Genomic DNA, 15,366 nt, shown 5'->3' with positions numbered 1-15,366 from the left:
GCAGCGCGCGGCCGGAAAGTGACCCAAAACGGGGCAGGTCAGCCCTTGGGCGGCTCGACCACGCGGATGTGCAGCTCGCGCAACTGCCGGGGTTCGGCCGGGCTGGGCGCGCCCATCAGCAGGTCCTCGGCGCGCTGGTTCATCGGGAACAGCGTGATCTCGCGCAGGTTCTGCGCCCCGCAGAGCAGCATCACGATGCGGTCGACGCCCGCCGCCATGCCGCCATGGGGCGGCGCGCCATACTGGAACGCGCGATAGAGGCCGCCGAAGCGATCCTCGACATCCTGCCGGGAAAGGCCGACCAGTTCGAACGCCTTCACCATCAGCTCCGGCGACTGGTTGCGGATCGAGCCCGACGCGATCTCATAGCCGTTGCAGACCATGTCGTACTGATAGGCCTTGATCGTCAGCGGGTCCTGCCCGTTGAGCGCATCCAGCCCGCCCTGCGGCATGGAGAAGGGGTTGTGCGCGAAATCGACCTTCTTCTCGTCCTCGTCATATTCGTAGAACGGGAAGTCGACGATCCAGCACAGCTCGAACCGGTCCTTGTCGATGAGGTCCAGCTGTTCGCCGATACGGATGCGGGCGAGGCCCGCCAGCTTGGCCGCCTGACCCTCCTTGCCTGCGGCGAAGAACACACCGTCATTGGGGCCGAGGCCCAGCGCCTCGATCAGCTTCGCGGTCGCTTCCTCGCCGTGATTCTTGGCGATCGGGCCGCCGGGCACGCCATCCTTGATGTTGATGTAGCCGAGACCCGAATAGCCCTCGCCGCGCGCCCAGTTGTTCATGTCGTCGAAGAACTTCCGGCTGCCCGCCCCGGCGCCGGGCGCGGGGATCGCGCGGATCACGCTGCCGCTTTCCACCAGCGAGGCGAAGATGCCGAAGCCCGACCCGTGGAAATGCTCGGTCACGTCCTTGATGAGGATGGGGTTGCGCAGGTCCGGCTTGTCCGACCCGTATTTCAGCATCGCCTCGTCATAGGGGATGCGCGGGAAGCTGCCCGCCGGGGTAACAGGCTTGCCGTCTGCGAAATCCTCGAACACGCCGGCGATCACCGGCTCCATCGTGGTCCAGACGTCCTCCTGCGTGACGAAGCTCATTTCGAGGTCGAGCTGGTAGAATTCGCCCGGCAGCCGGTCGGCGCGCGGGTCCTCGTCGCGAAAGCAGGGCGCGATCTGGAAATAGCGGTCGAAGCCGGCGACCATCAGCAGTTGCTTATATTGCTGCGGCGCCTGCGGCAGCGCGTAGAACTTGCCCGCATGGATGCGGCTGGGCACCAGGAAATCGCGTGCGCCCTCCGGACTGGAGGCGGTCAGGATCGGCGTCGAATATTCGGTGAAGCCCGCCGCTTCCATCCGGCGGCGCATGTCCGAGATGATCCTAGTGCGCTTGACGATATTGGCGTGCAGCGTTTCGCGACGCAGGTCGAGGAAGCGATAGCGCAGGCGGATATCCTCAGGGTAATCCTGCTCACCCGCGACCGGCAGCGGCAGGTCGGCGGCGGCGGAAAGCACCACCGCGTCCTCGGCGCGGATCTCGATCTCGCCGGTGGCGAGATTGGGATTGATCGCCTCCTTCGCACGGGCGACGACCTTGCCGGTCACCGTCACCACGCTTTCGGCGCGCAGCGATTCGATCACCTGGAACACAGGGCCGTCCACCTCGGTCACGATCTGCACCATGCCGTAATGGTCGCGCAGGTCGATGAACACCAGGTCGCCATGATCGCGCTTGCGGTGCACCCACCCCGACACGCGGACCGTTTCATCGACATTGGAAATGCGCAGTTGCGCGCAGGTGTGGGTGCGATATGCGTGCATGGGAACCGTTTCTTGTCTAAGCGTTGCTTGGAAATGACAAATCGATGTAATCGGGCTATGGCCGCGCTATTCCTTTTGCTTGGGAACGTCCGTCCTGAGTGCTTGCCCATAATGTGATCGACCAACATATGCAAATTCATCCGCTGATTACCACCAGCAAAGACCTCGCCCAACTTTGTGAAAGACTCGCCCGCTCCCCCTGGGTGGCGGTGGATACCGAATTCATGCGGGAAAACACCTATTGGCCCGACCTGTGCCTCGTCCAGATCGCGGACGAGCACGAGGCGGCGGCGATAGACCCGAAGGCGCCGGGGCTGGACCTTGGTCCCCTGCTCGACCTGATGGTCGAAAATGACGAGGTGCTGAAGGTCTTCCACGCGGGCGGACAGGATCTCGAAATCATCTACAACCTGACCGGCAAGACGCCCTTCCCGCTGTTCGACACGCAGATCGCGGCGATGGCGCTGGGGCTGGGCGAACAGATCGGCTATGGCAACCTCGTCGATGCGTGGATGGGCGTGGCGCTGGACAAGGGCGCCCGCTTCACCGACTGGGCGCGCCGCCCGCTCGACAAGCGGCAGATCGACTATGCGATCGGCGACGTCACCTATCTGATCCAGATCTTCCCGAAGATGCTGGAAAGGCTGCGCCGTACCGGGCGGGGCGACTGGCTCGATCAGGAGATGGAGCGGCTCGCCGACCCCGCCAACTATCAGAACACGCCGGAGGATGCGTGGCGGCGCGTGCGCATTTCCAGCAAGAAGCCCGACGTGCTGGGTCGGTTGAAGGCGCTCGCCGCATGGCGCGAGCAGGAAGCGCGGGACAAGAACATGCCGCGCGGACGCATCGTGAAGGACGAGACGCTGGCCGACATCGCCTCTCACCCGCCCAAGCGGCAGGAGGATCTCGCCAAGGTGCGCGGCCTTTCCCCGGCGTGGAAGACCAACGACATCGGCTGCCGCCTGATCCGCGCGATCGAGAACGCGAAGCCGCTGTCCCGCGACGAGATGCCGGAGCGCGACCCGCGCAAGCCCAGCCTCGGCAAGGACGGCGCGCTGGTCGCCGACCTGCTGAAGCTGCTGCTCAAGATCCGCGCGAAGGAGATAGACGTCGCGCCGCGCCTGATCGCCCGGACCGAGGATCTGGAGATGCTGGCCGCGGGCGTGCGGCAGGAGCTTTCCATCCTGAACGGCTGGCGTTTCGAGCAGTTCGGGCAGGACGCGCTCGATCTGGTCGAGGGGCGGCTGGCCTTCGCGGTCGTCGACGGCCGCCTCAGGATGACGCGCACCTGAGCGGGCGGAAGGGATATTCCGCCGCTCACCGTCGTTCATACAGGCGTTCATGCAGGGTTGAGGCGGGGCGTCCTATCTTCGCCTGTTCCCGCATCGGAGCAGAGGAGACAGAGATATGAAATGGCCGATCATGATCATGGCAGGCGGCGCGATGCTGGGCTGCGGCGGCTGCGCGGCGTCCTCCGCCACCGATGGGGGCGCAGAGCCCGCCGCGCCGCCGATGGCGCAATGCAGCAATGACGGGCTCGACCGTTTCGTCGGCCAGAAGGCGACCGCCGAACTCGGCGCGGAGATGCTGAAATTCTCCGGCGCGCGCACGCTGCGCTGGGGCGGGCCCAATACCGCGATGACGATGGATTTCCGGCCCGACCGGCTGACGGTGATCTATGACCAGAATATGGTGATCGAACGCCTTTCCTGCGGATAAAGCAAGCGGCGGGGCGCAGCGGAGATGCGTTCCGCCCCTGCCTCTTATCCCGCTGGCTCGATGCGGGGTGAAAGGTTCATCGCCTGCGCCAGCGTCTTGAGGCGGCGGGCCACCGCCTCCCCCTTCAAGTCGGCGCTCAATGGCTCCAGCGACAGGACGAGGTCGCGCTCGACGGGCGCGATCGAGGTCGCCTCCAGCGGCTGCGCGACGCCGCCCGACAGGCGCTGGGCAAGCCGGATGGCCAGGCCCCATTGCGTCGAGCGCGCCAGCGCTTCGGCCCCGGCGAGCCGCTCGAACCCCGCCTTCATCGGCGCGGCGCCCCCGAAGGCGGCATAAAGCGCCTGCGCCAGCATCACCCGGCCCGCGCCGTCGATGCCCGCCCAATTGCCGTGCAACGCGATCTCTACGCCGCGCTCGGCCCGGAAATCGGGGTTCGCGCGCCACGCCACATCGCCCAGAAAGCACGCCGCCCGGCGCAGGCGCGCCCATGCCGGGGGGTCGGCCTCGAACAGCGGCGCGATCCACGCGTCGATCTGACGGCCGTGCCCCGCGAACCGCCCCTGCGCCTCGCCCTCGGCCTCGGTCGCGACCAGCAACGGATCGAGCGCCTGCTCCTGCGCCGACAGGCTTTTAAACATCAGCCCTTCGCGCAGGCCATGGGCCGAAACGACCAGTTCCGCGCTCGCCAGTTCGCGCACCAGTACCGCCAGCAGCGCGGTGGCGTTGCCCAGCGTGGGGATGCGCGCCGCCGGGATCGACCGGATCTTGCGCAGCCGCGCCTTGCCCATCTGCGCCGTCACCCGCACCAGATAGGCCGCGCGCGACGCCTCCATCCGGTAATGGTGGATCACCGGCAGCGGGAATTTCGTCAGTTGCATGTCGAGATGCGCCAGCGCGCGCCACGACCCGCCCACCATGTAGAGCGGCAGGCCGGTGTCGTTCCAGCCCGCCTTGTGCAGCGCACGCGCGACATATTTGGCCAGCGCGTCCTTGCCCCGCTCGCGCAGCGCGGCAAGGCGCAGCACGCCGAGCGGCAGCGAGAGCACTTTCAGCACCTCTCCGCCGCGCACGCGCGCCAGTTCAAGGCTGCCCCCGCCAAGGTCCGCGACTATGCCGTCCGCGCCCGGTATCGCGCCGATGACGCCGAGGCCGGAGGCGCGGCCTTCCTCGTCGCCGGACAATATCTCGATCTCCATCCCCGCCTCCGCGCGGGCGCGGGCGACGAAATCGCCGCCGTTGCGGGCATCGCGGACGGCGGCGGTGGCGATGCAGCGCACGTCGCGCACCTCCATCGCGCGGATGAGGCCGGAAAAGCGCATCAGCGCCTCGATGCCGCGCTGCATCGCGGTGTCGTCGATCCGCCCGGTGGTGCTCAGCGCCGCACCCAGCCCGGCCGTCACTTTCTCGTTGAACAGCTGGAAAGGCGCCCGCGCCGGGCCGTCATAGACGACCAGGCGGATGCTGTTCGAGCCGATATCGACGATCGCCCGGCGGCGCGGCGTCATGTCCGGCACCGGGGCGGCGGACGGGGCCAAGGAAGCGTCGTGGTTCCGCGCCAGTTGCTGCAACAGGCTCATGCGCCGACCGTCCTCAGCCCCTGCGCCGCAGGCTCAGCTTGGGCGCGGCATCGCCATGGGTCTGCGCGGCGCCCCGCCCGGACAGCGACGGGTTGGTCATGAAATAGCGGTGCAGGTTGAACGGCTTTTCCCCCGGATCGACGCGGACATAGCGGCCATCGGGCTCCAGCGTCCAGCTTTGCTCGGTATCGATGAGATTGGCGACCATCACCTGATCGAGCACCTGATCGTGCACGGTCGGGTTGAGGATGGGCAGCATATATTCGACCCGCCGGTCGAAATTGCGCGGCATCCAGTCCGCAGAGCTGATGAACACCTTCGCGCCGTTGTGCGGCAGGCGCTTGCCGTTGGCGAATACGGCGATGCGGCTATGCTCCAGGAAGCGGCCGACGACCGACTTCACGCGGATATTTTCCGACATGCCCGGAACGCCGGGGCGCAGGCAGCATATGCCGCGCACCACCAGATCCACCTCCACCCCGGCATTGCTCGCCTGATAGAGCTTTTCGATGATCGCGGGATCGACCAGGCTGTTCATCTTCGCCCAGATGGCGGCGGGCTTGCCCTCGCGCGCATCGGCGATTTCCGCGTCGATCAGGTCGCTCAGATTCTGGCGCAGGTTGCGCGGCGACATGGTGAGCAGTTCCAGATGCTGCGGCTCGACATAGCCGGTGATATAGTTGAACACCGCCGCCGCGTCCCGCCCGATGCGCGGATCGGCGGTGAAGAAGCTGAGGTCGGTATAGATGCGCGCGGTCACCGGATGATAATTGCCGGTGCCGAAATGGCAGTAGGTGCGGAACGCATCCCCTTCCCGCCGCACCACCATCGATATCTTGGCGTGGGTTTTCCAGTCGATGAAGCCATAGACCACCTGCACCCCCGCCCGTTCCAGCGCGCTGGCCCACAGCAGGTTCTGCTCCTCGTCGAAACGGGCCTTCAGCTCGACCACCGCCGTCACCGACTTGCCCGCCTCCGCCGCGTCGATCAGCGCGCGAATCACCGCCGATTGCTTGCCCGCGCGATAGAGCGTCTGCTTGATCGCCACCACGTCCGGGTCCGCCGCCGCCTGCTTCAGGAAGGTGATGACGACGTCGAAGCTCTCATAGGGATGGTGGACGACGATGTCCTTCGCGCGGATCGCGGCGAAGCAGTCGCCGCCATATTCGCGGATGCGTTCCGGAAAGCGGGCGGCGAAGGGCTCGAACTTCAGGTCGGGCCGGTCCTCGTCCACGATGTTGGACAGGTCGCCTATGCCGACGAAGCCATTGATGTCGGCGATCATCGCCTCCTGCCCGTGCATCAGCTCCTGCAACATCTCCTCGACCGAATCGGGGATACCCGATTCGATCTCCAGCCGGATCACCCGGCCCCGGCGGCGGCGCTTGATCGCGCTGCGGAAGGTGCGGACCAGATCCTCCGCCTCTTCCTCGATCTCGATATCGCTGTCGCGGATCACGCGGAAAAGGCCGCTTTCCCGTACCTCATAGCCGGGAAAGAGGCGATGGCTGAAGCGACGGATGACGCTTTCCAGCGCCATGTAGCGCGCGGGCGTGCCCGGCATGCGCACGAAGCGCGGCAGCGAGGACGGGATCATCACCAGTTCCCGCACATTCTCCCCGTCCGACAGGCGGATGAGGTCGAACAGCGCGGAAAGGCCCAGATTGGGAATGAACGGGAAAGGATGCGCCGGGTCGAGCGCCTGCGGCGTCAGGATCGGGAAGATCTGCGACTGGAAATGCTCTTCCAGCCACGCCTCGACCCCGGCGTCGAGCGGCTCATAGCTGCTGATGACATCGATGCCGACGGCTTCCAGTTCCTCGCGCAGCCGGTGCCAGACCTGCTGCTGGTCGCGCATCAGCCGGTCCGCCTCGGCGCCGATGGCGGCAAGCTGCTGCACCGGGGTCAGCCCGTCGGCGGAGCGCAGTTCCACATTGTCGAGTTGCTGGCCCTTGAGGCCCGCCACCCGCACCATGAAGAATTCGTCGAGATTATTGCCGCTGATCGACAGGAAGCGCAGCCGTTCCAGCAGCGGATGCGCGATGTTGGTCGCCTCTTCCAGAACCCGCCGGTTGAACGCCAGCCAGGACAGCTCCCGATTGAAATAGCGCTCCCCTGTTTCCGCCAGTTTCAGGATCGGGTCGGCCTCGGACATGGCTCAGCGCTCTTCTTCCTGTGCATCGTTTGCCGCCGGGGGCGGCGTGTCGTCGTCGCCGACTATAGGGGAGAAATGTTGCATTTGCAGCGCTTCTTTGAGGAAGGGCACCGAAATCCTGCGCGATGCTTCCAGCGAAAGGCGGTTGAGGCGCACCAGCATCTCCGCCACGGCGGCATAGCTGCGCTCCACCCGGCGGGCGAGCCATTCGGGCACGTCGGCGACATAGGCGGACCCGGCCTGCGCCAGCCCCGTCTCGATCAGCTGGCGGATCAGCGCGTCGTCCGGGTCGCCGATGCGCACATGGGGCGCGGCGGCAAGGCGGGATTTGAGGTCGGGCAGCTCCACCGGCCAGAGCGCCGGGGCCTCCCGCCCGATCAGCAGCAGCGGCCGGCCGCTGTCCCGCGCGATATTCCACTGGTGGAACAGCTGCCGCTCCTCGGCCCGGTCGGCATCGTCGATCAGCAGGCCGCCCGACAGGGCGACGAAATGGCGGCCCAGGGTCGACCGGCCCGACCGGGCCGGGCCGGAGAGCACGGATATGGGGATCGGCCAGTCCGACCAGCGCTCGACATGGCGCTGCGCGAGGCGGTTGGCCTCACTGACCAGAAAGCTGCCGGTCCGGGCCTGCGCCTGCCAGTCGAAGGGCAGGCCGATCTGGTTGGTCACTGACCACCTGCCGGGCTGCCGCCGCTCCGGCGGGTGACGCGCAACGTGGTGCCCGAACCGCTGACCTGATAGCCCTTCGCCTGCAACGCGGCCTTCAGTGCATCGGCCGTGCCGTCGAAGCTGACCTGCATCACCGACACGCCGCCCAGCGCGAGGCTGCTCGTCGCGGCGGACTTGACGCCGGGGATGGAGCGCAGCTGGGCCTCGCCCGCGCTGACGGAATTCACGTCCGGCGTATCGAACTGGATCGAATAGCTGGCGACGCCCGGCGCGGAAATGACCGGCACGTCGCTCGTCTCGACCGGCAGGTCGGTCACATTGCCGAGGTCGATCTCGCTCGCGCTCACCGGCTCCTCGATCACCAGCGACGGGTCGGGCCGCAGGCGGCCGTCGAGCAACGCCTGGCTGTAGATGCCGTTGATGCGGGCGATCGCCTCGTCCAGCATCTTCGGGATCGCCGCCTCGTTATTGGCGCGCAGCGAGAAGCTGCCCAGCAGCTCATTGTCCGGGCCGTAACGGGCGGCGAAGCTGCCGATCACCGGCCCGCCCGGCCATTGCCGTTCCAGCCGGGCGATGGGGAAGATCACGTCCGCCGCGCCATATTGATCGAGAATGTTGCGCCACCACAGACGGCCGCGTCGCCCGATCTGCCCGGCGTTCAGCAGCAGCGCGTCCTGCCCGGTGCCGCTGGTGCGGACATAGTCGATGGCGCTGTCGCCGGTGCGATAGCGCGCCCAGGCCTTCTGCCATTCGTTGATCGTCTCGAACACGGTGGAGCTGCCGCCCTCGCGCAGGATCGGGATGACCAGCAGCGGCGGGGATCGCATCGCGCTGCCCCGCACGCCCAGTATCTGCCCCGCGCGCGCGCGGTCGAACAGCACCCGCAGCGTCGCGATATAGCGGTTGGGGCCAATCTGCTCCTGCTCCACCTCTATGCCGGAAACGATCTGGTCGATCTGGCTGTCGGACAGGCCGATCGCCCCGCCGCGCATGCTCGCCGACAATTTGCGCCAGGCGAGCCGCTGCGCCTGCCGCCAGCCCGCGGTGCGCGCGGCCTCGGCGCTGTCGGCCTGCACGTCGACACGGATGTCGCCCACCTCGAAATCGCCGCTGCTGGCGATCGGCGGGACGCCCCGCTCCCCCTCCATCTGCGCGACCAGAGTCGCGGCGGTCAGCCCCAGCGCCACGGCGGCGGGAAGGGCGAGCAGCCGGGCGGCAGGCAGGGACGCGGGAAGGAACGGGAGGCGCGCAATCTGGATCACGGCGTCCTTTTGGCGGCAAATCGTCCGAAATCCAAGCGGGCAATTCGCCCGCGCCGATAATTTCGACGCATTTCCGGCGGCGGATGCGCCTTCGGCTTGATAAAATCGGCAAATAGGATAGGCGGCGTTGGCATGAGCAATGCGAACGACTCCTCCACCGATCGGCCTCAATCCTACAGCTATGCGCAAGCCGGCGTGAACATCGCCGCGGGCAATGCGCTGGTCAAGGCGATCGCCCCGCTGGCCAAGGCGACCCGTCGCGCCGGTGCGGATGCGGACCTCGGCGGCTTCGGCGGCTTTTTCGACCTGAAGGCGGCCGGTTTCCGCGATCCGCTGCTGGTCGCGGCCAATGACGGGGTGGGCACCAAGCTGAAGCTGGCGATCGACAGCGGGCGGCACGACACGGTGGGCATCGACCTTGTCGCCATGTGCGCCAACGACCTGATCGTGCAGGGCGCCGAGCCCTTGTTCTTCCTCGATTATTTCGCTACCGGACGGCTGGAGAACGGCATTGCCGAACGCGTGATCGCGGGCATCGCCGAAGGCTGCAAGCAGGCCGGATGCGCGCTGATCGGCGGGGAAACGGCGGAAATGCCGGGCATGTACGCCGATGGCGATTATGACCTCGCTGGCTTCTGCGTCGGCGCGGTGGAGCGGGACGAGGCGCTGACCGGCAGCAAGGTGCAGGCGGGCGACGTGCTGCTGGGCCTTGCTTCTTCCGGCGTCCACTCCAACGGCTATTCGCTGGTCCGCCGCCTCGCCGCCGACAAGGGCTGGAAGCTCGACCGCCCCGCCCTGTTCGATCAGGACGTGCTGCTGATCGACGCGCTGATGGCGCCGACGCGCATCTATGTGAAGGCGCTGCTGCCCTCGATCCGCAAGGGCGATATCCACGCGCTCGCCCATATCACCGGCGGCGGCCTGCTGGAGAATATCCCGCGCGTGCTGCCCGACGGCTGCCACGCCGTGGTCGATGCGGACGGCTGGGCGCAGCCCCGGCTGATGGCCTTCCTCCAGGCGCAGGGCAATATAGAGCCCGCCGAGATGGCGCGCACCTTCAATTGCGGTATCGGCATGGTGCTGGCCGTGGCGGAGGAGAATGTCGCCCGCGTCACCACCGACCTCGAAGCGGCGGGCGAGACGGTTCACCGCATCGGCGCGATCGAGCCGGGCGCCAAGGGCTGCACCGTGCGCGGCTCGGCCGAGGCGTGGAGCGCGCGCGAGGCGTGGGAAGCCGTGCATAATGCCTGAGAAGGTACGCGTCGCCGTCCTCATCTCCGGGCGCGGCTCCAACATGGCCGCCCTGCTCTATGCGGCCAAGGCGGAAAGCTGCCCCTATGAAATCGTGCTGGTCGCCGCCAACGACCCCGACGCCGCCGGGCTGAAGCTCGCCGCCGCCGAGGGCATCGCGACCTTCGGGCACAGCCACAAGGGCATGAAGCGCGCCGAGTTCGACCGCATTATCGATGCGGAAATCCGCAAGGCCGGGGCGGATTATATCGCGCTCGCCGGCTATATGCGCCTGCTCTCGCCCGAATTCGTCGAGGGCTGGGCCGGGCGGATGCTCAATATCCATCCCTCGCTGCTACCCAGATATAAGGGCCTCCACACCCATGAGCGGGCGATCGAGGCGGGCGACAGCCATGGCGGCTGCTCGGTCCATATCGTGACGGCGGAGCTGGACGACGGCCCGGTCCTCGGCCAGACGCCGGTCGCGATCTTGCCCGGCGACGATGCCGACAGCCTCGCCGCCCGCGTGCTGATCGCCGAGCATCAGCTCTATTCCCGCACGCTCGCCGATTATGTGAGCCGCGAGCGCGACCCGGAGTGGATCGTCGGTCAGGTCGGCGAGCTGGCCGCGAGGCTGCCGGAGGTCGATTTTCGCCCCTCCCACGGCTCGCCCGGCTGGCGCGTGGGCGGCGAGAAATCCGGCAAATATTTCGCCTATGTCTCGGTGCGCCATCATGGCGAGGATGCCGTCGCGCTGCTGGTAAAGACCAGCGGCCCCGACGAGATGGCGGCGCTGATCGAGCAGCAGCCGGATCTCTATTACCGTCCGGCCTATTATGGCGCGGCGGGCTGGATCGCGCTGCGGCTCGACCGGCCCGGCACCGACTGGGCGCATGTGGGCGGATGGCTGGAACGCAGTTGGCGCGCGGTGGCGCCCAAACGGCTGACCCGGCTGATGGATATCGCAGACCAGTTCTGAAACCGCCCGGCGACTTGCTCCCCCGGCCCGCGCACCCTATCTGACGGGCTGGATCGATGCAGCCGGATGGAGAAGAGATATGGCGACGGTGGTGATTACGGGCGGCAATCGCGGCATCGGGCTGCATTTGGCGCGGCTCTACGCGGATGCGGGGCATGAGGTGGTGATCGGGGTTCGCAGGCCCGAAGCGGCGGCCGATGCGCCGGGCGAGGCGCTGGCGCTCGATGTCGGCGACGACGCGTCGGTCGCGGCCTTTGCCGGGTCGCTGAACGGGCGCAACGTCGATATCCTCATCAACAATGCGGGCGTCAGCGGGCCGGAGCGGCAATCGGCGCGCGACACCGATTTCGCCGGTTTTCTCGACACGCTCAACATCAACACGCTCGGCCCCTTGCGCGTAACGCAGGCGCTGCTGCCCAATCTGCGGCAGGCGGGGAATGCGAAAGTCGCAATCGTCAGCAGCCGCATGGGCTCGCTCGCCTCGACGGAGCCGGACATGGTCGCCTATCGCGCGTCGAAGGCGGCGGTCAACAAGGTCGCGCAATGCCTTGCCACCAATCTGGCAGCGGACGGCATCGCGATCGCCGCGCTGCATCCCGGCTGGGTACGGACCGACATGGGCGGCCCTTCGGCCGACCTGGCGCCGGAGGAAAGCGCGCGCGGGCTGAAGGAGGTTATCGACGGCCTCTCGCTGGCGACGACCGGGCATTTCTGGAATTATGACGGCGGGTTCTTGCCGTGGTGAATAGCGCCCCGCCGCTCTCCCTTCCGTCATGCCAGCGCAGGCTGAAATCGTTTTCGAGAGCGCGGGACCAAGCCCCACAGACCGATGGTCAATCCGGCGAAATGGACCCTGAAGCAAGTTCAGGGGACGGTAGAGGCTATGTCTGGTTTTAGCCGAAAACGGGCATCACCCGAAACCTGTCTGCAAAGCCCATAATCGCAAAAAACGCCGCCCGTCCATCGACGGCGCGGCGCTTTTCTTCAATCGACGGCAAAGAGCCTCAGGCTTCGCCCCAGATCGCCTCGGCGGTCTTAACGACCAGTTCCAGCTTGGCCTTCTGCTCGTCCGGCGTGATCGCATTGCCTTCCTCGGTCGAGGCGAAGCCGCATTGGGGCGCGATGCCGAGCTGGTCGATATCGACATATTTCGCCGCTTCCCCGATCTGGCGCTTCAGATCGTCAATCGATTCCAGTTCCGCCGACTTGGTGGTGATGAAGCCCGGATAGATGCGCTGCTTGCCCTTCTTCAGGAAGCGCAGCGGCTCCACGCCTCCGGCGCGCTCGGTGTCATATTCCATGAAGAACAGGTCGACGTCGGTCGCGTTGAAGATGGTGTCCGCCACCAGATCATAGGCGCCCTCGGCCGCCCAATGGTTGCGGAAATTGCCCCGGCACATGTGCATGCCGATCAGCATGTCGTCCGGCCGGTCGGCGATCGCGTCGTGCATCATCTTCGCATAGGCGGAAATCAGCCAGTCGGGATCGACGCCCTCCTCCACCTTCTGCGCGCGATGCTTGGGGTCGCAAAGATAGGCGAAGAAGATGTCGTCCATCTGGAGATAGCGGCAGCCCGCGTCGTAGAACGCCCGCACCGCCTTCCTGTAGGCGGCGGCCAGATCCGCGAACAATATGTCGAGGTCCTTGTACTCCGGCACCAGCACGTCCTTCTGGAGCGTACGGAAATGGCAGCAGCTCGGCCCCGGAATGGAGATTTTCGGCGTGACATTGGTGTGCTTCGCCAGAAAGCGGAAATGCTCCAGCATCGGATGGTCGTCGGGAAAGTCGAGCTTGCCGACGATGGTCGGGAACACCGAGGGGATGGTCGTCCCGTGGAACTGCGCGCCCGCCTCCTGCCGCCGCTGCAATTCATAGCCGGTCAGGTCGCCGATGAAGTCATAATGCCAGAAGGACCGGCGGATCTCGCCATCGGTCACGACCCTGAGGCCGACCTCCTCCTGCATCTTCACCGCGTCGATGATCGCCTCATCCTCGATGGCGGTCAGTTCCTCGCGGGAAATCGACTTCTCCTCGAAGAACTGCTTGCGGGCCCTGGTCACGGCGGCGGGGCGCAGCAGCGACCCGACATGATCGGCCCTGTAGGGCGGCGTGAAACTGGTCATAACGATGATCCTGACTTGGCTTGTCCTGTGGAAAGGGGAGCAGCGATCGCCGCTCCCCATGCCCCAGCCATCTCTCTCTCAAGACTTGTCCGGCCGCCCTCTGCGGGGCCGTGCCGTCAGCGGGTCAGCTTCTTGTAGGCAAGGCTGGTCGGCCGGTCCGCCGCATCGCCGAGGCGGCGGCGCTTGTCCTCCTCATAGGCCTCGAAATTGCCCTCGAACCATTCGACATGGCTGTTCCCCTCGAAGGCGAGGATGTGCGTCGCCAGACGGTCGAGGAAGAAGCGGTCGTGGCTGATGACCACGGCGCAACCCGCGAAATTCTCGATCGCCTCTTCCAGCGCGCCCAGCGTTTCGACGTCGAGGTCGTTGGTCGGTTCGTCGAGCAACAGCACATTGCCGCCGGTCTTGAGCATCTTCGCCATATGGACGCGATTGCGCTCGCCGCCGGACAGCTTGCCGACATTCTTCTGCTGGTCCTGCCCCTTGAAGTTGAACGCGCCGACATAGGCGCGGGTCGACATGTCGAACCCGTTGACCTTCATATAATCGAGGCCGTCGGAAATCTCTTCCCAGACATTCTTCGACGGGTCGAGATGGTCGCGGCTCTGGTCGACATAGCCCAGACGCACCGTGCTGCCGATCTCGACCGTGCCGCTGTCCGGTTGTTCCTTGCCGGTGAGAATCTTGAACAGCGTCGATTTGCCCGCGCCGTTCGGCCCGATCACGCCGACGATGCCGCCGGGCGGCAGGGTGAAGGACAGGTCCTCGAACAGCAGCTTGTCGCCATAGGCCTTGGAGATATTCTTCGCCTCGATGACCTTGCCGCCCAGACGCTCGGGCACCTGAATGACGATCTGCGCCTTGCCGGGGCTGCGGTTTTCCTGCGCGGCGACCAGTTGGTCGAACTTGGCGATACGCGCCTTCGATTTGGTCTGGCGGCCCTTCGGCCCCTGCCGGATCCACTCCAGCTCTTCTTTGATCGCCTTCTGGCGGCCGGATTCCTCACGCTCTTCCTGTTCGAGGCGCTTGGCCTTCTTCTCCAGATAGGTCGAGTAATTGCCCTCATAGGGGAAATATTTGCCGCGATCGAGTTCGAGGATCCAGCCCACCACATTGTCGAGGAAATAGCGGTCGTGGGTGATCATCAGCACCGCGCCCGGATAATCCTTCAGGTGGTTTTCCAGCCACTCGACGCTTTCGGCGTCGAGATGGTTGGTCGGTTCGTCCAGCAGCAGGATCGACGGTTTCTGGATCAGCAGGCGGGTCAGCGCGATGCGGCGCTTCTCGCCGCCCGACAGCTTGTCCACCGGCCAGTCGGACGGCGGGCAGCGCAGCGCCTCCATCGCGATTTCGAGCTGGTTGTCGAGCGTCCAGCCGTCGACCGCGTCGATCTGCTCCTGCAACTCGCCCATCTCGGTCATCAGCGCGTCGAAATCCACGTCTTCCGGCGGGTCCGCCATGATCATCGAGATTTCGTTGAAGCGATCGAGCTTGTCCGCGATGTCCCGCGCGCCGTCCTTCACATTTTCCAGCACCGTCTTGGTCGGGTCCAGCTCCGGCTCCTGCGGCAGATAGCCGACCGTGATGTTCTCGCCCGGCCAGGCCTCTCCGGTGAAATCGGTGTCGATGCCGGCCATGATCTTCATCAGCGTGGATTTGCCCGCGCCGTTGGGGCCGACGATGCCGATCTTGGCGCCGAAGTAGAATTGCAGGTTGATGTTGTTGAGCACCGGCTTCTGGGCGCCGGGGAAGGACTTGGTCATGCCCTTCATGACATAGGCATATTGCGCGGCCATGGGATATCGAGCTCCGAAAAAACAGGCTTTGAAGAC

Annotated in this window: 12 protein-coding genes; 5 read left to right on the top strand and 7 right to left on the bottom strand. The window is 66.1% G+C overall.

The features are described 5' to 3' along the window. Window positions 1-38: 38 nt before the first annotated feature. The gene (gene aspS / locus GGR43_RS15935) at window positions 39-1,820 is read right to left on the bottom strand and encodes an aspartate--tRNA ligase (RefSeq protein ID WP_188072983.1); all 1,782 of its coding nucleotides are present in this window, start codon (window positions 1,818-1,820) and stop codon (window positions 39-41) included. A 128-nt stretch (window positions 1,821-1,948) separates the two neighbouring features. On the opposite strand from aspS, the gene rnd reads away from it, so the two are divergent. Together rnd and GGR43_RS15925 are read left to right on the top strand one after the other, a co-directional pair. Then, entirely contained in the window at window positions 1,949-3,112 is a 1,164-nt protein-coding gene (rnd, locus tag GGR43_RS15930; RefSeq protein ID WP_188072982.1) for a ribonuclease D, read from the top strand. A gap of 115 nt (window positions 3,113-3,227) precedes the next feature. Beyond that, the gene (locus GGR43_RS15925; protein WP_425502243.1) at window positions 3,228-3,539 is read left to right on the top strand and encodes an I78 family peptidase inhibitor; all 312 of its coding nucleotides are present in this window, start codon (window positions 3,228-3,230) and stop codon (window positions 3,537-3,539) included. Window positions 3,540-3,583: 44 nt separating this feature from the next. Here GGR43_RS15925 and GGR43_RS15920 read toward each other — a convergent pair whose 3' ends face one another. Genes GGR43_RS15920 through GGR43_RS15905 form a run of 4 tightly spaced genes read right to left on the bottom strand, consistent with a single transcriptional unit; the run spans window position 3,584 to window position 9,202 of the window. Beyond that, complete coding sequence (locus GGR43_RS15920; protein WP_246343827.1) at window positions 3,584-5,116, bottom strand: Ppx/GppA family phosphatase; 1,533 nt, start codon at window positions 5,114-5,116, stop codon at window positions 3,584-3,586. A gap of 13 nt (window positions 5,117-5,129) precedes the next feature. Continuing rightward, window positions 5,130-7,271 (bottom strand): RNA degradosome polyphosphate kinase, encoded by a 2,142-nt coding sequence (locus tag GGR43_RS15915; RefSeq protein WP_188072981.1) that lies wholly within the window; start codon window positions 7,269-7,271, stop codon window positions 5,130-5,132. Between the two features lie 3 nt (window positions 7,272-7,274). Beyond that, window positions 7,275-7,940, bottom strand: a complete 666-nt coding sequence (locus GGR43_RS15910; protein ID WP_188072980.1) for an HdaA/DnaA family protein — start codon at window positions 7,938-7,940, stop codon at window positions 7,275-7,277. After that, the gene (locus tag GGR43_RS15905) at window positions 7,937-9,202 is read right to left on the bottom strand and encodes a heavy-metal-associated domain-containing protein (protein WP_188072979.1); all 1,266 of its coding nucleotides are present in this window, start codon (window positions 9,200-9,202) and stop codon (window positions 7,937-7,939) included. The genes GGR43_RS15910 and GGR43_RS15905 overlap by 4 nt, the downstream gene beginning before the upstream one ends. 132 nt (window positions 9,203-9,334) lie before the next feature. On the opposite strand from GGR43_RS15905, the gene purM reads away from it, so the two are divergent. The 3 genes from purM to GGR43_RS15890 all read left to right on the top strand — a co-directional run bounded on the left by purM (window position 9,335) and on the right by GGR43_RS15890 (window position 12,156). After that, window positions 9,335-10,453 carry a phosphoribosylformylglycinamidine cyclo-ligase gene (gene purM, locus GGR43_RS15900; protein ID WP_188072978.1) on the top strand — a complete coding sequence of 373 codons (1,119 nt, stop codon included), beginning with the start codon at window positions 9,335-9,337 and terminating at the stop codon, window positions 10,451-10,453. Then, window positions 10,446-11,411 carry a phosphoribosylglycinamide formyltransferase gene (gene purN / locus GGR43_RS15895; RefSeq protein WP_188072977.1) on the top strand — a complete coding sequence of 322 codons (966 nt, stop codon included), beginning with the start codon at window positions 10,446-10,448 and terminating at the stop codon, window positions 11,409-11,411. The genes purM and purN overlap by 8 nt, the downstream gene beginning before the upstream one ends. A 79-nt stretch (window positions 11,412-11,490) precedes the next feature. Continuing rightward, window positions 11,491-12,156: an SDR family oxidoreductase gene (locus GGR43_RS15890; protein ID WP_188072976.1), complete on the top strand. Its 666-nt coding sequence runs from the start codon at window positions 11,491-11,493 to the stop codon at window positions 12,154-12,156. A 259-nt stretch (window positions 12,157-12,415) separates the two neighbouring features. On the opposite strand, the gene GGR43_RS15885 is transcribed toward GGR43_RS15890, so the two are convergent. Further along, the gene (locus GGR43_RS15885) at window positions 12,416-13,534 is read right to left on the bottom strand and encodes a 5-methyltetrahydropteroyltriglutamate--homocysteine S-methyltransferase (RefSeq protein ID WP_188072975.1); all 1,119 of its coding nucleotides are present in this window, start codon (window positions 13,532-13,534) and stop codon (window positions 12,416-12,418) included. A 116-nt stretch (window positions 13,535-13,650) separates the two neighbouring features. Continuing rightward, a complete protein-coding gene (ettA, locus tag GGR43_RS15880; protein ID WP_188072974.1) occupies window positions 13,651-15,330 on the bottom strand; it encodes an energy-dependent translational throttle protein EttA in 1,680 nt (559 codons plus the stop codon). Window positions 15,331-15,366: the final 36 nt, after the last annotated feature.

The sequence above is a fragment of the Sphingobium jiangsuense genome, from assembly GCF_014196495.1.
GTDB lineage: Bacteria > Pseudomonadota > Alphaproteobacteria > Sphingomonadales > Sphingomonadaceae > Sphingobium > Sphingobium jiangsuense.
The sequence above is the reverse complement of the archived record's forward strand: the minus strand, read 5'-3'. Positions and strand labels throughout refer to the sequence as shown.